18 protein-coding genes are annotated in these 22040 nt (G+C 41.7%); 5 read left to right on the top strand and 13 right to left on the bottom strand.

Annotated elements, in window-relative coordinates:
• Nucleotides 1–175: 175 nt before the first annotated feature.
• The 7 genes from D9Y29_RS06985 to D9Y29_RS07015 all read right to left on the bottom strand — a co-directional run bounded on the left by D9Y29_RS06985 (nt 176) and on the right by D9Y29_RS07015 (nt 6790).
• A complete protein-coding gene (locus tag D9Y29_RS06985; protein WP_127126391.1) occupies nt 176–523 on the bottom strand; it encodes a YciI family protein in 348 nt (115 codons plus the stop codon).
• A 58-nt stretch (nt 524–581) separates the two neighbouring features.
• Complete coding sequence (locus D9Y29_RS06990; RefSeq protein WP_127126393.1) at nt 582–1358, bottom strand: alpha/beta fold hydrolase; 777 nt, start codon at nt 1356–1358, stop codon at nt 582–584.
• A 41-nt stretch (nt 1359–1399) separates the two neighbouring features.
• Complete coding sequence (locus D9Y29_RS06995; protein WP_127126395.1) at nt 1400–2377, bottom strand: alpha/beta hydrolase; 978 nt, start codon at nt 2375–2377, stop codon at nt 1400–1402.
• 90 nt (nt 2378–2467) lie between these two features.
• A complete protein-coding gene (locus D9Y29_RS07000; protein WP_127126397.1) occupies nt 2468–2785 on the bottom strand; it encodes a phosphoribosylpyrophosphate synthetase in 318 nt (105 codons plus the stop codon).
• Between the two features lie 36 nt (nt 2786–2821).
• Entirely contained in the window at nt 2822–3028 is a 207-nt protein-coding gene (locus D9Y29_RS07005; protein WP_127126399.1) for a hypothetical protein, read from the bottom strand.
• Between the two features lie 215 nt (nt 3029–3243).
• A complete protein-coding gene (locus D9Y29_RS07010) occupies nt 3244–3999 on the bottom strand; it encodes an SDR family oxidoreductase (protein ID WP_127126401.1) in 756 nt (251 codons plus the stop codon).
• Between the two features lie 160 nt (nt 4000–4159).
• Complete coding sequence (locus tag D9Y29_RS07015) at nt 4160–6790, bottom strand: sigma 54-interacting transcriptional regulator (protein ID WP_127126403.1); 2631 nt, start codon at nt 6788–6790, stop codon at nt 4160–4162.
• 322 nt (nt 6791–7112) lie between these two features.
• On the opposite strand from D9Y29_RS07015, the gene D9Y29_RS07020 reads away from it, so the two are divergent.
• The 5 genes from D9Y29_RS07020 to D9Y29_RS07040 all read left to right on the top strand — a co-directional run bounded on the left by D9Y29_RS07020 (nt 7113) and on the right by D9Y29_RS07040 (nt 11241).
• Nucleotides 7113–7655 carry an RNA polymerase sigma factor gene (locus D9Y29_RS07020; protein ID WP_127126405.1) on the top strand — a complete coding sequence of 181 codons (543 nt, stop codon included), beginning with the start codon at nt 7113–7115 and terminating at the stop codon, nt 7653–7655.
• A gap of 118 nt (nt 7656–7773) precedes the next feature.
• A complete protein-coding gene (locus D9Y29_RS07025) occupies nt 7774–8844 on the top strand; it encodes a FecR family protein (RefSeq protein ID WP_127126407.1) in 1071 nt (356 codons plus the stop codon).
• A 617-nt stretch (nt 8845–9461) separates the two neighbouring features.
• Nucleotides 9462–9866, top strand: coding sequence for a hypothetical protein (locus tag D9Y29_RS07030; protein WP_127126409.1), 405 nt, complete (start codon nt 9462–9464; stop codon nt 9864–9866).
• Between the two features lie 435 nt (nt 9867–10301).
• Entirely contained in the window at nt 10302–10778 is a 477-nt protein-coding gene (locus tag D9Y29_RS07035) for a MauE/DoxX family redox-associated membrane protein (protein ID WP_241237866.1), read from the top strand.
• Between the two features lie 58 nt (nt 10779–10836).
• On the top strand, nt 10837–11241 hold the full coding sequence (locus D9Y29_RS07040) for a hypothetical protein (protein WP_127126411.1): 405 nt from the start codon (nt 10837–10839) through the stop codon (nt 11239–11241).
• Nucleotides 11242–11406: 165 nt separating this feature from the next.
• Here D9Y29_RS07040 and D9Y29_RS07045 read toward each other — a convergent pair whose 3' ends face one another.
• From D9Y29_RS07045 to D9Y29_RS07070, 6 genes are all read right to left on the bottom strand, one after another.
• Complete coding sequence (locus D9Y29_RS07045) at nt 11407–12891, bottom strand: TlpA family protein disulfide reductase (protein WP_164735304.1); 1485 nt, start codon at nt 12889–12891, stop codon at nt 11407–11409.
• A 43-nt stretch (nt 12892–12934) separates the two neighbouring features.
• Nucleotides 12935–14287, bottom strand: coding sequence for a RagB/SusD family nutrient uptake outer membrane protein (locus D9Y29_RS07050; protein WP_127126415.1), 1353 nt, complete (start codon nt 14285–14287; stop codon nt 12935–12937).
• A 21-nt stretch (nt 14288–14308) separates the two neighbouring features.
• Nucleotides 14309–17809, bottom strand: a complete 3501-nt coding sequence (locus D9Y29_RS07055) for a SusC/RagA family TonB-linked outer membrane protein (RefSeq protein ID WP_127126417.1) — start codon at nt 17807–17809, stop codon at nt 14309–14311.
• A gap of 994 nt (nt 17810–18803) precedes the next feature.
• On the bottom strand, nt 18804–19991 hold the full coding sequence (locus tag D9Y29_RS07060; protein ID WP_127126419.1) for a FecR family protein: 1188 nt from the start codon (nt 19989–19991) through the stop codon (nt 18804–18806).
• Between the two features lie 147 nt (nt 19992–20138).
• The gene (locus tag D9Y29_RS07065) at nt 20139–20747 is read right to left on the bottom strand and encodes an RNA polymerase sigma factor (RefSeq protein WP_127126421.1); all 609 of its coding nucleotides are present in this window, start codon (nt 20745–20747) and stop codon (nt 20139–20141) included.
• 527 nt (nt 20748–21274) lie between these two features.
• A complete protein-coding gene (locus tag D9Y29_RS07070; protein WP_127126423.1) occupies nt 21275–22039 on the bottom strand; it encodes an arylamine N-acetyltransferase family protein in 765 nt (254 codons plus the stop codon).
• Nucleotide 22040 lies beyond the last annotated feature (1 nt).

Raw genomic sequence — 22040 nt, forward strand, 5'->3', positions numbered from 1 at the left:
GCGGGGAGCTGGCAGTCGCTCGCCTCCGGCGAGTGACTTATATTTGCTCGCCTCCCGGCGAGCGTTGTGTCGCCGGAGGCGACGGAACAAAACTCACTCGCCGGGAGGCGAGCGAGTGGGCACAGCGAAATGAAATGTAACAGCCTTTTTTGTCAGCCCCAATCAACCTTGAGCACTAAGCGGCAGGGATCGCCATCCTGACTTCAACTATTGCTCCATATTGAATGATGGGGCATTTTCTGGCAATCTCAACAGCTTCGTCGTAGTCATTAGCCCTGATCACGAACAGGCCTCCGATCGATTTATGTTTCTCAGCGTAAGGACCTTCAGCTACATCACCTGCGCCGGTGATCACTCTTCCTTCCACATCCCATCTCTTCACAGGTGCTACCAGCCTTTCAGCGGCAGCAATGCCTGCGATCCATTCCTGGTAAGGTTTCAGCGCATCGCGCATCTGATCTGGTGAGGGAACCGGATTCTTTCCGGTGAGGTCCCTGTGAATAGCAATTAAGAATTCTTGCATTTTGATTTGTTTTTACTGATGAATAAAAAATTGATAACTGTATAGCTCAAGCGAAAGATTACAATTTCTGGGCAGCACCTGCAATAAAGCTGGCCACTTTGGATGGTTGCGATACCATCGGCACATGGCTTGCTTTCAGTTCAAGCACGGTAGCATTGATCATTTTTGCTTCTGCGCGCGCCAGATCCAGGGGCACCATATGGTCTTCAAGCCCGATCAAAAACCAGGATGGTTTTGTTTTCCAGGCAGCCTTTGTGATCTTGTCGTTAGTACCTTTTACTGTCCAGGGCACTTGTGTGGCATGCACCACATCCCTTTCTACTTTTTTCAGGTCCTGCGCAAAATATTGATGGATGCCTTTACTGGATAGTGTGATAAAATTGCTGGCATCTACCTGGAATTCGCCGCTACCAGGCGCAGGAGGGAATGCTGATGTTACGTCTACGGCCGACTGGTTATCATTGGGAACCAGTGAGCATACATATACCAGCCCCACTACTTTGGGATCATTGCCTGCTTCCGTGATCACCATTCCGCCATAGGAATGGCCCACCAGCAATACAGGGCCATTCATAGAAGCGATGGCGCGTTTGGCTGCGGCCACATCATCACCCAGTGATGTGAGCGGATTTTGTACTGCTACTACATTGTATCCTTTTGCCTGCAGCAGCGGGATCACTTTTGCCCAGCTGGAACCATCGGCAAATGCGCCATGCACCAGCACAATATTTTTTACACCTTCTGTCATTTTTTGAGATTTAGCTTGTTGAGGAAATGAGAACATAGTTATTACAGCCAGCAGGATCCCTGCCAGGGTTTTCTTAGTGTTGAACATAACTGTTGATTTAAGTGCTTATAAAATAGAAAGACATTGAATTATTCAGCGAGGGCTTTCCTGATTGTGGCAGCCGCCTGCAACAGCGCGGTTTGAACAGCAGGAACATTTGCGAGCGGATTCAGCAGGCCATAATCGTGGATCAGTCCCATATGCCTGGTGAGTGTAACCGGAACGCCTGCTTCATCCAGTTTGCGGGCATAAGCTTCTCCTTCATCGCGCAGCACATCATTCTCGGCGGTCTGGATCAGTGCGGGCGGCAATCCTTTCAGCTGATCGATGCCTGCCTGTAACGGAGATGCATAGATGTCTTTTCGTGTATTCAGATCGGGGAGATAATTATCCCAGAACCAGATCATCATATTCCTGGAAAGGAACCTGCCTTCTCCCAGCTCTTTGTAGGAACCTGTTTCGAAATTGGCATCTGTTACGGGCCAGAGCATCACCTGCAATTTGATTGATGGACCGCCTTTATCTTTTGCCATCAGGGCTACGGCCGCTGTCATGTTACCGCCAACGCTATTGCCAACTACTGCGAGATTCTTTCCGTTCACGCCTATTTCCTGTCCGTGTTCCGCCACCCATTTTGTAGCGGCATAGATCTGATTGATAGCTACCGGGTATTTTGCCTCCGGCGATGGCGTATAATCCGGGAAAACAGCTACAGCCCCGCTTGCCACAACCAAATCCCTTACTATTCTTCTGTGTGTTGGATAATCTCCCAACACCCATCCGCCTCCGTGTACATAAATAAACACTGGCGCACCTGCCTTTGCTCCTGTCGGTTTTGTGATATGTACTTTTACCTGCACACCGTCCTGGGTGATGATAGTTTCCGATTCTTCGATACCGGAGTAATCAACTGGTACCGAGTTTTGTGCATCCGTCAATACCTGCCTGGCTGCTGCGGGGCTGAGCTGTTCAATTGGTTTACCTGTTCCCGAGTTGAGCGCTTTCAGAAAGTTTCTTACGGGAAGGAATATACGAGTATCGTTCTCTGCTTTTAATTTTTGCGACATAACCTGGTTATTTGAATAAAGGAATAGTACAGCGCATATCAATGCACCGGATATCTTGAATTTCATAACAATGTTTAAGGAATTGGGGAATTATGGTTTGGGAGTAACGGGTTGGTACCGTAATTTCTTTGCCATGTCAAAATCCCAATGCTGGGAGATGGCTTGTGAGGGATCTACAACCAATCCTTTTACACCATGTGCTGACGAGATCGCATATACTACTGCGTTATCATCCGGTTTTCCAACCTCTTCAAAATTGTAGATAGCATCTACATGGAATTCATCCGGGTTGAGGCGCATGTCAAGGTCGCTGCAATAAAGGCAGAAGGGTTCTGCATCGAATTCCGCCTGGTAGCCTTTTTCCTTCAGTTCGGAAACGGCATCGGTGAGTGATTCAAATTTTTGCATACAAAAGATTTTAAGTGTTAAACGATGTATATAGGATCAGAACAGGTTTTCCGGGTTGCCGGGAGAAACATTTATTTCCGTATACACAGGAATATAATCTTCCATTCTGAGTCCCTGGTCAAGGAACTCGCTTCCTTCCGTACTGCTGTGTGGTGGCTGGTGTTTATGGATATCGGGGAGATCAGTTGTAACCGTACTTAGTCTCAGGTTCAGTTTGAATGGATGGATGAAAGAGAGATTCATGGTTATAGATTGAATAGTGAATAATCGTGGGAAGAAGAAAATGGTATGCTGCCTGTTGACTTGCCGTGTTGTTGACCGGTTTTCGCAGGGATCATGCGCCGGCGTGGGGAGATCCAGGTGCACGAACAGGTGGAAAGTGCACTCCCGTTACAACCGCCTCGGCAAACTGTCACCCGTCGTCTTCGTTTCAACAGCCAGCATACCAGGTGGTGATCTTAAGCGCTGGCGGGTTGTGCAGACAACCAGGTTTCGAAATTCACGCTGCCGAGTTTGGCAATGCCTTCAGGCACCAGCGATGTTTCTGTGATCTGTGCGCCGTAATAGCGGGCGTCCGTGTTGGGCACTACTTTGCGGGGATCGTTCAGTCCTTTGAGGTAGCGATGTACCAGCTCGGGCATGTTGAAGCGTTCCGGTCCTGCAATTTCAATAATGCCATTCACAGGTGGTTGCAATGCCGCTTCAGTTACGAAGCCGGCAACATTTTCGGCAGCAATGGGCTGGAATTTCACGTTGGAGATATGCACCAGCTCTCCTTCCGTGGCCACCTGTGCAATGCCTCCGATGAACTCGAAGAATTGGGTGCTACGCAGGATGGTGTAGGGAACGCCGGATTTTTTGATCAGGTCTTCCTGCACCAGTTTGGCGCGCATGTAACCACTGTCCTGCATCAGGTCAACGCCTACAATGGAGAGGGCGACATGATGTTTTACACCTGCATTGGTTTCCGCAGCCAGCAGGTTACGGCCTGCAGTCTGGAAGAATTCAAGTACAGCTTTGTCTTCAAAGGAAGGGGAGTTGGCAAGATCCACAACAACATCGGTATCGGTCAGGGCTTCCGCCAGTCCTTCGCCGGTGATAGTATTGATTCCGGTTGCCGGAGAAGCAGCTATCACCTGGTGGCCCAGCTGACGAAGTTTCGCTACTACTTTTGATCCGATGAGGCCAGAGCCTCCGATGACTACGATTTTCATAATTCGACTTTTTTAAGATTACATTTTCATCCTAATAGAGACCAATTAAATGCCAAACCGTTAATCAACTAATTTCCAGATCAGTATAGCAAAACAGCCCTGCGAAAATTCACGATATTCAGTGAAAGCACGGATTCTTTCACCATATACAGGGATTTGATCAGGCGAAATAATCCGCCTTGGTGATCTTCAATTTTTTCATTTTTGAATGGAGCGTATTACCGGGAACTTTGAGGATCTCTGCTGCGCCACCTGCGCCGGAGATCTTACCTGAACAACGTTTCAGTACTTCGATTATATATCCACGTTCTATTTCTTCCAGTGGCAGGTTGGAGATCTGCGACAACTCCGGTTTATCGGCGCCGTTATGTTTGGGAATGAAAACATCGCGCATTTCTCCATCCGTAGTGAGCAGTATGCTGCGTTCAATCAGGTGCTCCAGTTCACGCACATTGCCTGGCCAGGTATAAGCGCGTAATTGTTGCAATACTTTCGGCGCAACTTTCCTGATCCTTCTGCCGGTGTTCTTGCTGAATTTTTCTATAAAGAAATGAGTGAGTGGTTCGATGTCTTCCATCCGGTCACGCAATGGTGGTAGTGTGATGGGAAATACATTGAGACGGAAATAAAGATCCGCGCGGAAGCGTCCTGCTTTCACTTCTTCTTCCAGGCTGCGGTTGGTGGCGGCGATCAGTCTCACATCGATCTTGATCGTTTGCTTCCCGCCCAGTCTTTCCAGTTCACGTTCCTGGATCACGCGTAAGAGTTTGGCCTGTGCTTCCAGTGGCAGCTCTCCTATTTCATCGAGGAATAAAGTGCTGTGATTGGCGAGCTCGAATTTACCGATGCGCCTGTCTATTGCGCCGGTAAAGGCGCCTCGCTCATGACCGAAGAGCTCGCTCTCGATGAGATTGGCAGGAAGCGCTGCGCAGTTGACCTTGATCATCAGTTTATCTTTTCGCGGCGAAGCGTTGTGCAGGGCGCGCGCTATCAGTTCCTTGCCGGTGCCTGTTTCACCCAGCACCAATACCGTAGTGCCCGAGTCCGCCACCAGCGACATCAACCGGTACACATCCTGCATAGCAGCCGCATTGCCGATGATCTCGGAGAAGTTGTAAATATTTCTGATCTGCTCTTTGAGGTAGAGGTTTTCCTGCTCCAGTTGTTTTTTGTAAGCGAGGAGTTTTTCATTGGCGAGGATATTGGCAATAGCAACGGAGATCTGCGCGCAGATGCCTTTGAGCACGAGCTGACTGAGCCAGTCGGCCAGCAGCCAGATGGTGCCGATGATCTTGTCGCCCGCACGCAGGGGGAGACTGTGCATATTCTTCAGTCCGGTAGTTTGCCAGAGTTTCGCATAGGTATTACCGCTATCGATCTCTTCTTCCACGTTGAACACCACGCCTTCCGTGCTGGCGAGTACTTTGGCTGTATAGGGTTCATCGGCGGTGATCAGGTGATTGGAGAGCTCATCGAAAAGGATACCTGCGTTCTCAAACAGGGACCTATCGAACATGAATGGCCGAAGATGAACACCATCTTCCTCAAACACTCTTATCATGGCGAGCTTGGTGTGCATGATCTTATCGAACACGCGGAAGATGGCTGCTTCCAGTTCCGGTTTTGTTTTCACCAGTGAAACATCTTTACTAAAATCCAGCAGGAATGCCTGCTCCTTTTGTGTGTTCACGATCTGTTCATTGGCCATGATATTGGCCATGGCGATGGAGATCTGTGAGCAGATGCCCTGCAGTAACTGAATATTGATCTCATCGATGCCGAGCCATAAGATGCCGAGATTGGTTTCACCGTGGTGTAAGCGGATACCAACAATTGTTTTATGTCCGAGGTTCTTCCAGTGATGAAGATAAGCGGAACTGATACCGCGTTGGATCTCGCGCTCTACGCTGAACAATAAAGGGATATAGCTATCCAGCACGCGGTTCTGCAGTCCATCGTTGATGGGAAAACTGGTGGAGAGCATTTGCAGTAAATCAGCATTGCCTGATTGTACAAGTTCATGATCGTAGATATAGGCGCTGAGGGTTTCACCGTCTTCATTGATCTTTCTTATCACATAGCCGCGTTGTGCGTTGAGTTTGTAGAGAGCAGTGTGTACTGCGGCGGCGAGCTGGTCCCTTGTTCTGACCATGGCGATCTCGCTGCAAAAATCAAGGAGGAATGATTTTTCTTTTTCCTTATCCAGGATCTCTTCGTTCTTGATGATATTGGCGATGGCGGAAGAGAGCTGTGGCGTGATGCCTTTGATGATGCTGCGGAATTCATCTGTGAAACTGTTATCGCGGTCTGAGTAGATATGGATAAAGCCCATGGGTTTTTCTTTGTTCATGAGTTTGGTCATGAGGATCTCTTTGACGCCTGCGCTGTGGTTCACGCGGAGGAATGGCGGACTTTGGGGAAGGTCCATCACATCTTCCAGCATATAGGATACCGGGCCGTCTGCTTCCAGTACGGATTGGATCCAGGGATCATTGAGGGCAAAATGATACTCCACCATTTCCTGGTAACGGGCATGTGTTCTGATGGGAGACGCTGTGTGATCCAGGAGGAATGGCGTATAGGTTTCATCTTTTGCCTCGATAAGCGTTACGATGGTATGCGTGAAGTAGAACAGGCTTTTGATCCGTTTGGAGAAGAGGATGAGGAGATCGTTTTTGTCGCGAACTCTTGTGATATCATTGCCGAGGTCCAATAATACCTGCCGCTCCTGTTCAAGTGTGAGAACAGAAGACATGGGCAATTCCTGGGAGAGGGATTTTGCCTTTTTCATGAGTATAAAAGTTGGGGGACTTTTGTGGAGGTAAAGGTAGGGAAAATAAAGGTTAGACAGTGAAAGACAAACTGGTACTGAAAAATTCAGTGTCTGGTCAGATGAATTCACCCTTTTTATGGGTCTCCCTATTTATTGCTGTGTATATGTTTATGCTCAATGATTTGCGAAATTATTTTTTCGTTTGTTCCTCATCGTTATCATTATTTTTTTTCAAATTTTCCCGATTGCGAAAGTACCGGCATGGCATATGACCCGTTATAATAGGGGCAACATTAAACATCCTTTCCAGTACTAAAAGACATTAAATACTAATCAATCAATGATCACAGTATCCCAATCTAATGGAGATGAGCCCATCTCCTCCTGTACCCCGAAGCGCTTATACGAAGCACTCTGGGGTTTCCTGGTAGATTATGCGATCAGGTTTACATTGAATGAAGAGGATGCAGAGGATATCGTTTCAACGGTATTTGTAAAGCTGTTGAACACAAAGCGAACATTCCCTACTTTCCTGGATGCCAAAGCTTACCTGTGCGTTTCAGTAAGGAATGCCTGTTTTGATTACCTGGCGAAAGCGAAAAAAGACAAAAAGCGCAGTGCTCAATTTTCATACTTCGAATCAAACCTGGTTGACGATGAGCTCCTCGCTCTTCATAAGACATCCATCTCCGATCAACACCTGCAGAAAGTAATGTCCACTTTATCAGCAGAAAACCGGTTCTTCCTGGACTGTTGTTTAGACAAATCTTTGTCGATGGCTGAGGTTGCCGCCAAAACCGGGCATACCGTCAAAGGCGCTTACAATAAGAAATCCCTCCTGCTTAAGGACCTGAGGAATGAGCTTACTAAATACAGGCACTAGGCCGGACTACTATTGACAATTAAGCAATTAGTTTTTCCTGAAAATATAATCTCGCCAAATGCCTATAAAAACAGGCATACCGGAGTTGTATACTATCAGGGATATATAAACCTGGAATATGCAAACCGAATTACTCTTTGAGATCCGTTTAAAGATCAGTGCTGGTACAGCCTCTCCGGCTGAGTTGCTGCTTTGGGAGGAGTGGATCAGCCAGCCGCATATCCAGGCACAACAATTTGTGAGTGAAGCAGAAATTGAGCAAAGGCTCAGGATCGATATGGCAAAACCGGACTGGGAAAGTTTCCTGCAACAACAGGAGCATAATCTTATCTATGTTGAGGAAGATAGGACGGTCCATCCAAACAATCCCGATACCCTGTTGAAACACATTCTTTCCAGCCGGCCACCAAGAAACCTGATAGTAAAGTTGGTGGCAGCCATTATCATTGGGATCATGTTGTGCACAGCTGCCTACCTGATCATCAACAAAAGGCAGCAGGCAACCAATCTCCTGGCGGTGGTGGAATATAAGACCATCCATAGCCCTGCCGGCAAAACAATTTCCTTCACCCTTCCAGACGGATCGAAGGTTTGGTTGAACACGAATACCACCCTGCGCTATCCTGAAGCATTCACCAATTGTTACCGCAAGGTTGATCTGAATGGCGAGGCTTATTTTGATGTGGTAAAAGATGAGCAACGCCCTTTTATTGTTCGCACAGACAGCAGCGAAACGCGGGTATTGGGAACCCGGTTCAATGTGGATGCTTATAAAGGTACCGGGATACTGAAAGTATCCTTGCTGGAAGGATCTGTGCTGGTTGGGAAACGCGATGAATCGGTTCCCACTAAACTGGAACCCGGTGAGCAGAGTGTATTCAACAATGGTAGTTTCAGCGTGATCAAGATGAGCCGGCCTGAAGAAGCGACCGCCTGGCAAAGAGATTCATTTGCATTCGACCAGGCGAGATTAGCTGATATCATGCATAAGCTGGCGCAGTATTACAATTTCAATGTGAAAATTGATAAAGAGATAGAGAACGAAAGATTTACTGTTGGTGTAACCGAAAGAACAATCCCTGTTATGCGTATACTTCGAGGCCTTGAAAGAACAAAAGCTTTCAGGATCTATCCGCAGAAAAGCTCAATCTCTCCCGGAGATACTATTATGATATTGAAGAATGAGTAAGACTAATTATTCTTCAGGCGCTTCACAGATCAAAGATATTGGAAGCCATTACCATTAGACCTCCTATTTAATTTATGATGCCGGACCACCAGTTGGTGGCCGGCAACACCTGAAGCGTTGATCGCGTTGATCATTTGAGCACCTGTTTACATAGGCGGTAATACCTGTTGCGTTCGGTTTCGCCGGTATATCCTCCATTGATCCGCAGGATTATTTTCCTCATTTCATTCTACAATCGGAAATTTGGGGCATGGGTATTTCGGAAATTGGCCGCTCAATTAACATTAAAATACTCCCTAAAACATAAGTAAGTTTATTAGAATTTTCAGTACTTCACTTTGCGCTCAGTACATCTGAAACGCTGCTTTATATGTTTTTTAATACGATTTTTCTCTACCTGACTTCCTGTTCCGATGGAGGAACATTTCTTCCTTCTGTTGAAATGGCCGCATTTATTTGAACCTTGCATTCACACTCCTATCCACCATGGGATTGTTCCTATACTCATATCAATTGCTAACTAATAAAGTTATTATGAAAAAGATTGCGCAATAACAGGCCAACACCGAAGCCTGATATAATTCGGCTATTATTAATCATTAACATTTATTTATTTTATGAAAAGTTTGAAAATCGTCCTGGCATCTCTCTTCCTGACTGCAAGCGTAATTACTATGTCATCTTTCGTTGCCGACTACAAAAGCAATGCTTTCGCCGTCGTATGCTACGAATATGCAGATGGACTGGGCTTGTTAGATCCAATTGAAGTTGGAACAGCCACAAACTGGACTCCTATTATAGCAACGAATGTACCGGTCGGTTGTCCGGATGCCGGTTTCCTTTGTTCAATTTGCTTTGAAGACTCTCAGTTTACTGGCACACCTACAGATCGTAAACAACAAGCTATAAATGTCCTCAAAGCGTGGCTTCAAGCAGGATATTCCATTGAAAGTTTGACTGATGGACAAAGCATTAGCTTTTCAAACAAAAACCTCACTGTTTTTCAAAGAGACATAGAATAAACAATCGTTCTTGCAATTAGAATAAGATTCTCTAAGAATGATAATTAGATACTACGCCAGCCCCGGGGTTGGCGTATTTGTTAGATATTATCAGTCCGAAAATTTTTCAATAATTAGAAAACGTAATCTACTGTCGGTCCAAAAGACTGTCTAAATACTAAGAAAATTGCTCCCTAAATCAAAAGAAAGTCTCTAAAATTTGTCAGTACTTTACATTGTAACCATTACGAACATCAGAAAATTCTGAATGCCCAAAACTCCAAACTGTAAATATTGATTAGAGCGTTTTTTCAAAAGTGCACTATACTTCTGTTTAGTGGTGGTAATTTTTTTAACCCGGACTTTAGCAAAAATTATTATGGTCCAAAGGCTTAGGATTTAAATTCCATATCATGAATGACAATACTTTCTAACCAGCAGTAAAAAATATTTAGCATGTCTCACAACCTTACATATAACTTAGCTTGGAAAAAAGCGATAATTTACTCCTCGATCTTTCTACTGGTCAGCCTATTTATATATGCCGCTTATAATAAACTTGCGATATATTCTACATTTGTTGAACAGCTTAATGAATCTCCTATCACTAAAAATTATCGAAATATATTAGCTTGGCTAGTCCCTGGAACAGAAATACTACTTGCCATTGCTTTATTGGTCCCCAAAACTCGATTATTAGGTTTTTATGGTTCCTTTTTCCTAATGTTACTCTTCACAATTTATGTTTTTGTAGTCCCTCATTTTTATTCTACTCGGATTCCTTGCTCTTGTGGAGGAATCATTTCTTCATTCAGTTGGAAAGGTCACTTTTATTTTAACCTTGCATTCACTCTACTGGCCGCCATTGGATTAGTCTTACATTCCCATCAATTGCAAACTGATAATGCTGTAATGAAAAAAATTGCGCAATAACAGGCCAACGCCGAAGCCTGATACAATTCGGCTATTCTTAATCATTAACATTAATTTTATGAAAAGTTTGAAAATCGTCCTGGCATCCCTCTTCCTGTCTGCAAGTGTAATTACTATGTCATCTTTCGTTGCCGACTACAAAAGCAATGCTTTCGCCGTCGTATGCTACGAATATGCAGATGGACTGGGCTTGTTAGATCCAGTTGAAGTTGGAACAACCACAAACTGGGCTCCTATTACTTCAGCTAGTGTACCCACAGCTTGTCCAAATGCTGAATTCCTTTGTGTAATTTGCTTTGATGACTCTCAGTTTACAGGCACTCCAGCAGATCGTAAACAACAAGCTATCGATGTCCTCAAAGCTTGGCTTCAAGCAGGAAATTCCATCCAAAGTTTGACTGATGGACAAAGCATTAACTTTTCTAACAAAAGCCTCACTGTTTATCAAAGAGATTTTGAATAAATAGTAGTGCATCCTACGAGGGTTCTTATAAAAGAGAAATCGCTCGAAATGATAATTTCTTTCTTCTTACGCCAACCCAAAGGGTTGGCGTTTTTATATAATTTTTCAACCGATACATTTTTTGAAAGACAGCTTTTAGTCTGACTAACATGTATATGAACTAGTTTATTTTCCGCTATTGTCTGTAATAACTAAAAAATCAAACCATCTATTTCCCAAAACTATATCAAGATCATATTTCTTTAGAGCGCTTCTTAAGTCTTGAATTGAACGGATATCACTAGCCCTCGGAAGTGTAATATTTATTGTTTCACGCCTATTAAATCCAGTTTCATCAAGGAAAAAATAGGCATGTCCTAATTTATTACTATTCTGGAATAAGCGATAGAGACCTTCAGCTTTTGAGATTAAATCAGAAAACACCAGCATAGAGGTATTCTGATATTCAACATACTCTCTCCCATTTTTCACTACTACATTGATTTCACTTCCTTTATTTACTGTATTAGACCGAAGTTTATTCTTTGCAGATGTTCGACTCAAAATAAAACATGGAACAAGTCGCTTTTCAATAGTTACTTTTCCTTCATAAGTATTTTCCAGGAATCTACCTATGTCTTCTTTCATATAATCATTCTGTTTCTTCAAAGAGGAAGACATTGGAAGTATCTGTTCGTAGCAGATTTTTGGCTTAGTATAAATTGTGTCATCGAAGGATGCAATATTTATAAAGCTATGGGTATAGCGTAAGGTATCCTTTGGCAATACTACGCAATGATATCCAACAACCCCTCTAGCAGAGTTTTTCGTTGGGCCAAACAGTATTTTACTTTTACTTTTTTTCAATACTTCCTGGTATGCCACACAGAGTAAGTCCAGAATTCTAACGTTTATAAACGTATTCCTTACAGTTCCCTCTACTGAATCTACCACATGTTGAGCGAACCCAGTTTCCGGATCATATTCATTATTAAAGGGAGTTACAATAGACCCAGTGGTTATTTTTAAATTACTAAAATCACCCACCAATTTCAAATAGGGTATTTCAGGATCAAACTGTGGTGCCATTGCATTATCATTTAAGTTAAAGATATCTTCATCATTTAACGCGGCAGCTATCTTTTCGGAAGTGTTGTTATAAGATAAGCCCCTTAATTTGACGATGCCATTTTTGTCAATCCAAACCTGGTGCCCAAGATTTCTAATGGGGAATGATTTCAATATCTTATCAGAATATCCAAGGGAATCTTTCATAATTGAGGGAAGGTTCGGAAACTTAAAATTTGGCTTTCTCTTAAGAACATTAGTTTCTGACTCAAATGGATTCACCAATATGATCTGAATTTTATCGCCGTATTGCTTTTGCAGTTTTTCCATTTTTGGAAAATTATTAATACATGTGATGCACCATGTTGCCCAAAAATCAAGAATTACTAACTTCCCTTTTAATTCGCCAAGACTTTTCTCATCTAAAAGGTCGCCATTTACTAAGCTACCAAAATGAAGATTAGGCGCCATATCTCCTATATTCAGACCTTTAACTAATATTTTTTGATAAACTGAATCATTTATCTTCTGGGTCCAACTTTGCCGAGAAAAACAAGGTGTCAATCCTAGAAAAATTAAGGCCAGTGTTATTGTAATTTTCATATAGATTCTTTGAGGATATAAGAAATGATTCAATACTCTGTTTCTACTTAACATTTTGTACAATTTCTGATCTATTTATGACATCAAATGGAATCAGTGCTAACATTCTCCTATCATTTGGAAGCAGTTTGTATTCTGTATCGTTAATTATTCTACGGATCGTAATGTTTGCTCCTTCACTATTTAGGCGCCTTAAATCCATCCACCTAATTCCTCTGAAAACAAGCTCCTTTTGCCGCTCCGAAAGCACCAATTCCACAGGATCTGTCACACTTGCCGGATCAATAGGCATCCAATAATCTTTGTGAAATCGCTTCTCTAATAAGGAATTAATATCAGCTATTGCAGACTCAATTTCACCGTTTCTAGCGAAACATTCGGCACGTATCAATAACATTTCTGCATAAGTAGTGCCTGTAAATACAGAACTTGAATTTTCGGTACCATTATAACTACCTCTAAAAGCAAAAGTGCCTGTGTTTTGACCGGAATTAGGTCTGAAAAAGACTGTACGCCTTAGATCATTAGGCAAATATGAACTCAACAAAATAGTATCGATCTTTGCATTAGAAGCAGAAAGAATTGAGGCACTTGTAATAGCACTATGAAAAATAACTTCTTTATTGAAAGACTGAATAGGGGTACCTGGTATGATTTCATTAAAATCCAAAAGTGAAAAGTTGCTTTTTAAACATAAGTCTGCATATTTAAAAGCATTTTTGTAATCCGACATTGTTAAGTATACTCGAGCCAATGCAGCATAAGCTGCATTTTTAGAGGGTCTTGTTGGAAGGGAACTGGAATGAGGTAATAAAGTCGCCGCTTCGGTAAGGTCAGTCAATATTCTCTCATACGTTTCTAACAATGATGCTCTTTTAGATATCTGATTAATATCAGACGTTGTTCGCAATACAACTCCGAAGGAAGATTGATTACTAGTTGTATAAGGAAGAGCAAAAATTTGAGCTAAATTAAAAAAAGCATTAGATCTAAGAAAAAGTGCTGCCCCTTTAATTTCATTGTACCTTATATCTTGATCAAGCGAACTTCCTGAAAGATTATCTAAAACAATATTTGCAACATAAACTGGTTGTTGGTAAACAATATTCCAACTGTTGTTATGTGGCACAGCATTCGAAGACCAAACATAATTAGAAGATAAATCAGGAGTTGTAGACTCCCAGTATTTTGACGTTACATAATATTCATCGGAAAAAATTTCTAATAATGCTGGATCAGCCTTGTTGACTGAAGGATTATCTAACAATGCTTGAAGGTCTTCGATAGTATTTGGTATAAATTCACTTTTTAAGGCCTTTTTTTCAAGATATTTATCACACGAATAAAATCCAACCAGAACAGTACTTGCTATTAGATATTTTGCTATTAATTGCATACAAATTGTATTAGATGAAAATTAAAAGCTCACATTTATACCGAATGTCCAAGTTTTAGGAGGAGGAGCTGCTGTTGGATCGCTTGAAACACCGCTTGTAAAATCAGGATCTAAGGATGATTTATTAGCACGCCAAATGATAAGATTAAGATTATTGGGGTAGAAAAAAAGCTGAGCGCTTCGTATTGGAAAATTTGAGTTCCCTTTTCTTACCCAATCATATTGGATTCTTATATCTTGTAATTTTATATTATCAGCCCTTAGTACATTGATTTCTGCTCCTTTATAAAATTCATCTCTACCTGATTGTTCAGGAGGCAAAGGATACACTACAGAAGGAACATTAGTAATTTTCTCATCCCCCTTTTTTTGCCACCTAATACTATAATCATTTATATAACTAGTTCCTGTTAACTCTCCTCTATGGATTATATCTAAAGCAGGTTTTCTAAAAAAATAACTAAACCTGCCGGTTATCAAAAACGATAAAGAAATGTTTCGGTATTTTATGGAATTGCTAAAGGTTGCCAAATACAGAGGTATAGCTGAACCATGATATTTCTGGTTTTCTATTGAATCATTTGCAATCTTATTGTACTCTTTACTAACTTTTCCATTTAGATATCCTAATGGGTCACCAGTTAAAGAGTCCAACCCGGCCCATTTGTAGCTTGAAATTGCATACGCAAGTTTTCCTTCGGCCGGGTTCAATCCATAAAAAATAAAATCATTTGCTTTAAACCCACCTTTATAAATCTTAGTGACAATGGTCCGCGTATGGCTCACACCTAGATTTGTGGTCCATCTTATCTTTTTATCAAGATTAATGGATGAAATATTTAGCTCAAATCCAGTCCCCTTGAGACTCGCAGAGTTCACAGGATACTGATTTACCCCGGTTGTAGGGTCAAAAGGATAGTTTGCTATTAAGTCTACCGATTTTTTTCTAAAAAAATCAATTGACCCATTTATTCTTTCTTTAAAGAATGAAAAATCAACTCCGATGTTAATTTGTCCAACTTTTTCCCATCTCAAGTCAGGATTATTGACAGCCGTTGGATATCCATAGACGAAATTTGTGAAGGGTCCTAAAGTTGGCGAATATGCGATCGTTAATTTACCTGATGCTGTGTTATTTACATTTCCTGAATATCCATATGATCCTCGCAATGCAAGGGAGTGTATCCAATTACTGCTAAAAAACTTTTCATTTGATAGATTCCACTTTCCTCCTGCAGACCACAAAGGTTTCCATCTGTTATTCGCATTTACGCCAAATACATTGGCGCCATCTCTCCGGGCACTTGCATACAATGTGTATAAATTATTATAAGTATAGGAAAAATTTGCAAGTAGAGAAGCAAATCTGTTCAAGGGTTGATCTCTATAATATTGGCCATTGGGTATTAAAGACAATGTACCAGGGTATGAAGCAAAAGTATTCGGATAAAAATTGAAAAAATCCATGTTTGTTCTATAACTGCCATTCTGCTCATTATACCCGTAAAACTGGTTACCTTGGGAATAACCACTTGTTTCAGAAACTTCTGTTCCAAACATTGCAGTAATTTGATGTATTCCTAAATTTTTGAAATAATTCAAAGTAAACCTTCCATTCTGTGCGAAAGATTCCGCTAATGTTGAATTTAAGATATCACCGACCGGGATTGGATATTTTAATTTAGAATCGACATTGGGATCTGGGTTATAAAATCTATTAATCAAATCCCTCGCTAAATAAGAATGCAGGTTAGACTTAGATTCACCAGTTGATACTTGACTTAAATATTGGTAACTAAAAGCCATATTCAACCAATTAAAAAGCTTATAAGTGAGATTAAAATTTAGATTCATGAATTTGTTAGATGAAACATTATTGGCATTTCTTATTTCATCCAACGGACGATACCTCCAATCCAATAGTCCAGGATATGATAATGTATCTAAATATGCATCTCTTATTTGGTAAGGAACAGGTAACGGTTCGTTCAATTCATTTGCCAATTTAGTGTATGGGTATAATCCAGGGAGAGTAATAGAAGCTATTTTAGATCTCTCCTGCCCCAGACTAATTGCTGCTTGAATCTCTAAGTTCTTAAAAGGTCTAAAGCTTGTTGAGCTATTTATTGTAAACTGATGACTTCCTTTGCCTCCTCTTAGATTAGGATCAACTGTATTAAAGCCAAATGAAACGTTGTAATTGATTGTGTTTGTACCTCCATTTAATCCTATAAAATGTTGTTGTCTAATTGCAGGCTTATATATATACTTATTCAATTGTTCTCTAACATCTACATTAGAAAGCTCGTCAATCAACTCATTCAATTCATCCTCTGAAATTTGGTTCTTTTCTCTTTTTTCTAATAGCTCAATAACAGGAGATACGGATGGCCAGCCATAAACGTCTTCCAGCTTACTATCATAAAAGCCTTGATTATACAAAAACCTTTCGGTTTCAATAAAATCATGGCCCGAAATCCTTGGGATATAATATAGGTCAGGTTTATTTTCGATTGTAATATTAGATGCAATGTTAATTCCAACAGGTCTATTATACTTTCCTTTTTTGGTTGTAATCACAATTACTCCATTTCCAGCCCTTGCCCCCCAAATAGAGGTAGCAGCAGCATCTTTAAGTACAGTTATGCTTTCAACATCATTTGGGTTTATACTATTTAGATCAAATCTCTTATCAAGAGGAAAATTGTCAACAACAATAAGTGGATCTAACAATGAACTATAATTATTTCCCCCACCTAAAGAGCTTATTCCTCGAATTTGCATGGTCTTGACTGCTCCCTTTTTATTAAACAAAACACCATTCACTGTGCCATCTAATCTGTCTATAATACCCATACCAGCTCGACGGCTATATGCAGCACTATCCAGTTGTGAATAACTTCCCACAAACTTTTCAGCACTAACTTTCTGATACCCCGTTGATATTACAACCTCCTTCATTTGCTGAGCAGTAACCAACAGTTTAATAAATAAACTTGTTACATCTTTGGTTAATTTAATTCTTTGAGGTTCATACCCTACGCTTGTCACCTTCAATGTAACTTTCGCATCAACATTTCTAAGGACAAAGCTTCCATCCGCTTCAGTTGCTGTAACTATATCACTACCTTCGACAGAAATGGTTGCACCCGCTACTGGCTCCCCCTTCTCATTCATAACTTTACCAGTTAATTCTCCTGGTTCCACTTCCACCTTTGGCAATTTCCCTTTTATTATTACATATTCCTTATCCAACTCATACCGTAACGGTTGCCCATCCATAACCATCTGCATTACTTTTTCAAACTTCTCATTAGTAACATCAACACTCACTCGCTTTGTTCCCGCCAACTGCTTCCCACTATATATAAACACAAATTTCGTCTGCTTCTGTATTAGGTTAAAAACCTTATCCAGAGTAACATCCGAAACCTTCAACGTAATTCCCTGCGAATACGCCTGTACATTTGTATGAAGAAAGATGGTGGCGATCAGCAATAGCAGTGTAGCATTGTGTTTCATGTTGACGTGTATTAGTGGGCAATTCCACGAAAAATGATGCACACGTGGTTAGACCAGCAGTTAGTAGTTAAATGATGATTTTTAATCTCGGGTTTAAAAATCCAGGGTTAATAAATAAGGGTTGTGTTAATGGCAAACACAGTAATCATGCGAATTCTAAGGTTTTAAATCATCACCTACCCAGTGCTTCCAGCCTATCGGGATCTACTGGCTTCTGAAGATCCCAGCAAGCTGGAAGCGCCTGGCAAGTCATTTAAAGAATCGCATGTAGAAATGCAATTCTTAAGGTCTATATGTCAGTTGTTATCAGGTATTAAGATTACTGGATACTATTCGCTGCAAACAGCTAACAGCATATTGCTTTTCAATGGCAAAGTAATCGATGATAGGAAGGCCTAATGGCGCAGGTAGCGAACATTATATTATTGAGGGTAAAAGACGAACAAATAAAAAACCGCTTTCCGAAAACATAGGATAAAGCGGTCTCAATCTCGTTTCATAGCGGCACAGGACGCTTCAATAGCATCACCAGAACTTCAGGGACTACAGTACTACAAAACAGATTAAAAACAATTTCAACCGGGATACACTATTCAAAACCACACATGAGAAATTCGATCATCAGATACCTTAAACCGTGTATATATTAAATCTTTACTACCGGGTTTAATATCCGGTGAGATCTGGAGGGGTATTCGTGAACTCCCCCCTCCTTCTCACCGCTAAGACCTTTCAACTTCGCAGAGGGCAGTACTCAGGAAACGAAGCATCAACATCTTGACAAGAGAAAATGTGATTAATGGAAATTGGACTCTTCAGTTCTTTCAGTCAGGTCAGAGCTTGTTCTTTCAAAACACTAAGATCACATGAGAAAATCCAAAAAATCTTTTAAAGAGCTGAATCGAATGGCAGAATATGGACATACCCTGCCGTAAAAATTGGGAATAACTATCTTGTATATACGAAGCGATATCATCTACTTCGTAAAAGAACTTCATGGCATTACGATAACTTTTCTGTCATCGATCCTGAACTTGATCCGCTCCGTCTTCTGCAATACCTGCAGTATCCGGCTGATCGGCAGTGAACGGGGCATGATCGCTACAAAATGATCATCAGGAATCTTCCCCTGGTACTCTACATCGATGTCGTAGTACCGCTGGAGTTGTTTCATGATTTCCTGGATGGTGGCGCCCTCTCCCTGGAAAACGAACTTGTCGTTCCTCCAGCCCATCACTTCTTCAAGATCTGCATTCTTGATAAGAGCTAGTGCAGCATCGCCTCTTTGGGCCCTGGCCTGCTGACCAGGTTTCAATACTGCTTTATCTTTGATCGCCGGCATTCCTACTTCCACCTTACCTGTGACCAGTGTGGTCCTTACTGAAGGTTCGTTTGAATAGGCATTCACATTGAACTGAGTGCCTAAAACGCGGATCTCGGAATTATCAGCCATTACAATGAAAGGTCGTTTGGCATCTTTGGCAACATCGAAGTATACTTCACCGGTAATGGTTACTCTTCGCTCAGTGCCGGTGAATGCTGCAGGGTACCTGATTGAACTCGCTGTATTCAGCCAGGCCCTGGTACCATCTGCCATCGTTACTGAGAACATCACACCACGCGGAGTGGTCACCGTATTCAGCACTTCCTTCGCAGCTTCACCCTGATTGTATACAAGTCCGTCGGATTCATTGCTGATGGAACTACCACCCTGGTTGACCAGGGCCGCATTTTGCTTACCATCGAGCGCTACCTTCCTGCCATCAGCCAATGTTAATATGGCTGTACCTTCGGGCGGTAAAATATCCTGTTGTAAAAGATCTTTCGTTTTTTCAACCACCACCGGACTTTCATTCCTGGTCATATTAAGATAGAGGTAAACACCACCAGAAACTACAATCGCAAAAGAAGCGGCTATCGCCATTTTTTGCCAGAGCGTAAGCACTTTCTTTCTGAGGTCGATGCCCGGCCGCATATTATCCCAAACGAGGGGCTTGCGTTCATCTAATTTTTTGATGACTTTAATCTCTTCAACGAGATATTCCTTCGTCATTTTTTCAATGAACAATTCCACTCCAGGAATTTTTTTCAACTCATCCAATTCTTTACTCTGTTCCTCCGACAACCCTTTTGTTATCTTCAAAACAATCAATTCCTTTAATCTTTCTTCTACTTCATGCATGCGATTCAAATTTTATCAGCATCAATTCTCATCGTTCTCTATTATTATAACAGAGTAGACCTGGAAAAGTACCTTGCCATTTAAGAATATTTCGAAAAAAAAATACCACGATAGTGGTATGTATAATTATTAATGATTGATCACGCATCAAACTAAAACAGAACTGATCAATACCAGCATCAACTCCGCAACATGTTTCTTCAACAGCGGCAAAGAATTTTTCAATCTGCTCGTAGCAATCCAGGTTTGATTCTTTACAGTTTGATAAGTGATCCCGAGCACTTCCGCAACCTTATTCGGTTCCAGCTGCTCAAAAACCCTTAACGTGATCACCTTCTGTGAAAGTGGTGGAAGCTTTTTTATTTCCTTGTGGAGTGTATTTATCAGCTCGGCATTCATCCGCTCAAAGTCAAGCGGGGAGCCATCTTCCTTATCCAGCAGATATTGGAACTCGAAGTTGTTCCTGCTCCTGGCCTTCTCGCGTGTGAGATAATCAAAGCAGGCATTCCTGCTCGTTATATAAAGGAAGGATTTGATATTCGCAATACTGGGAAATACTGTAGAACGATTGAAAACTTTCATGAAGGAATCAGCTACTATCTCTTCTGCCACCGCTTCATTGTTCGTGAGTTTATAAGAGAAATATACGATCTCACTATAGTACTCATCAAACAAACGCTTGTAAGCTTTTTCATCCTTCAAATGAAATGCACGAATGAATTCAATTTCATCTTTGAAATAGTCACCAATGATCATCTTATAGAGCCTTTTGAAAATCGGAAATATAGATTATGGTCTGATGCGGCTCACAGAGGATAAGATTATAGGTGTTTTTCATTCAATTTTGGCGCATTTGATTAAGCGCAACAAAATAAGAAAACAATGTCACAATTGTGCAATTATGTGACGGAAGAAAAATGGCCGCATATTTTCAAAACGAAATTTACGCTCTGGCATATATTACCAGATGTAACTAAAAGTTGACACAAAGGAAATAACGTACTTTTCCTCAACAGCCTTCATCATCCTGTTGCTAACTGAAATAGGTATAAAAAAATTATGCCAGACATGTGCTAAATCCTTTTAGACTGCAAGGCTTCGTACGATTGAATAGTGAGGATTCCGGTAGGTATTGGACCAGAAAAAAATTGCTTCTCTACTGATCTCTTATACAATTTAAGCAATTATCATATACAACAAAAAAATAATTAATCACAGGGTTTATGCACAAAAACTGCATTTAGCTGTGCATTATGGTAATTCAACTATGCATTACCGTTATATCATGAATATTGAAGATCGATCCCGAATTCCTTTTTCAATAATGCCTTCACTTCCTCCTCCGTTTCAATCTCCAATTCAAAATCCTCCTTCTCATAAGTTACCTTGAATGTATTGCCGCTTAAGGTTTTTCTGCCTTTCTCCGTTGCCATCGTCACCAGCCGCTTCCCCGCAAACCTTGATCCGGGGCTCACCTGGTGATGCTTGCACATCTCCTCGAATTCGCGCAGCTTGCAGGGAGTATGCGTAAAAACATAGAGCGGTTTCGCAGTATGGTTCTCTACCCTGCTCACCAGCAGATCATTCATATCGTGTGTGCGCATCCGGTAGATATTGCGCTCATCATCCTGGTCCATTTGAAAATCCAGCTCCAGCGGCCGCATGGAAAAATCGCCATAACCCACATCCACCAGGTACAGGATATTGCGAACGTATACCAGTATTCCCATATGATCATACTCGGGCCCAAAATTCCCGCGCTCATAATTGTAAGTTCGCGCAGATACCATGACGGTCTCAAATTTCATGGCATGCAGCAACTGGTAGAACAGGCTGTTCAGTTCATAACAGAAACCGCCTCTCCGTTTGCGCACCACTTTGTCCCACTGCGCAGGAGGATCTATGTAGATGGGAATATTGCGGTGAATATCGAGGTTTTCGAATGGAACAGTCAGCAGGTGCGCTTTCTGCAGGGCGATCAAAGTTTCCAGTGTTGGCTCGGAACCGCCGGTATACCCGATTCTTTCATGGTAGGCTTTAATATCCATG

It is taken from the genome of Pseudoflavitalea rhizosphaerae (assembly GCF_003991355.1).
GTDB classification, from domain to species: domain Bacteria; phylum Bacteroidota; class Bacteroidia; order Chitinophagales; family Chitinophagaceae; genus Pseudobacter; species Pseudobacter rhizosphaerae.

Bases quoted from the DNA above. Each gene is read 5' to 3' on its own strand.
- D9Y29_RS06985 (WP_127126391.1), bottom strand. From the start codon at position 523: ATGCAAGAATTCTTAATTGCTATTCACAGGGACCTCACCGGAAAGAAT.
- D9Y29_RS06990 (WP_127126393.1), bottom strand. From the start codon at position 1,358: ATGTTCAACACTAAGAAAACCCTGGCAGGGATCCTGCTGGCTGTAATA.
- D9Y29_RS06995 (WP_127126395.1), bottom strand. From the start codon at position 2,377: ATGTCGCAAAAATTAAAAGCAGAGAACGATACTCGTATATTCCTTCCC.
- D9Y29_RS07000 (WP_127126397.1), bottom strand. From the start codon at position 2,785: ATGCAAAAATTTGAATCACTCACCGATGCCGTTTCCGAACTGAAGGAA.
- D9Y29_RS07005 (WP_127126399.1), bottom strand. From the start codon at position 3,028: ATGAATCTCTCTTTCATCCATCCATTCAAACTGAACCTGAGACTAAGT.
- D9Y29_RS07010 (WP_127126401.1), bottom strand. From the start codon at position 3,999: ATGAAAATCGTAGTCATCGGAGGCTCTGGCCTCATCGGATCAAAAGTA.
- D9Y29_RS07015 (WP_127126403.1), bottom strand. From the start codon at position 6,790: ATGAAAAAGGCAAAATCCCTCTCCCAGGAATTGCCCATGTCTTCTGTT.
- D9Y29_RS07020 (WP_127126405.1), top strand. From the start codon at position 7,113: ATGATCACAGTATCCCAATCTAATGGAGATGAGCCCATCTCCTCCTGT.
- D9Y29_RS07025 (WP_127126407.1), top strand. From the start codon at position 7,774: ATGCAAACCGAATTACTCTTTGAGATCCGTTTAAAGATCAGTGCTGGT.
- D9Y29_RS07030 (WP_127126409.1), top strand. From the start codon at position 9,462: ATGAAAAGTTTGAAAATCGTCCTGGCATCTCTCTTCCTGACTGCAAGC.
- D9Y29_RS07035 (WP_241237866.1), top strand. From the start codon at position 10,302: ATGTCTCACAACCTTACATATAACTTAGCTTGGAAAAAAGCGATAATT.
- D9Y29_RS07040 (WP_127126411.1), top strand. From the start codon at position 10,837: ATGAAAAGTTTGAAAATCGTCCTGGCATCCCTCTTCCTGTCTGCAAGT.
- D9Y29_RS07045 (WP_164735304.1), bottom strand. From the start codon at position 12,891: ATGAAAATTACAATAACACTGGCCTTAATTTTTCTAGGATTGACACCT.
- D9Y29_RS07050 (WP_127126415.1), bottom strand. From the start codon at position 14,287: ATGCAATTAATAGCAAAATATCTAATAGCAAGTACTGTTCTGGTTGGA.
- D9Y29_RS07055 (WP_127126417.1), bottom strand. From the start codon at position 17,809: ATGAAACACAATGCTACACTGCTATTGCTGATCGCCACCATCTTTCTT.
- D9Y29_RS07060 (WP_127126419.1), bottom strand. From the start codon at position 19,991: ATGCATGAAGTAGAAGAAAGATTAAAGGAATTGATTGTTTTGAAGATA.
- D9Y29_RS07065 (WP_127126421.1), bottom strand. From the start codon at position 20,747: ATGATCATTGGTGACTATTTCAAAGATGAAATTGAATTCATTCGTGCA.
- D9Y29_RS07070 (WP_127126423.1), bottom strand. From the start codon at position 22,039: ATGGATATTAAAGCCTACCATGAAAGAATCGGGTATACCGGCGGTTCC.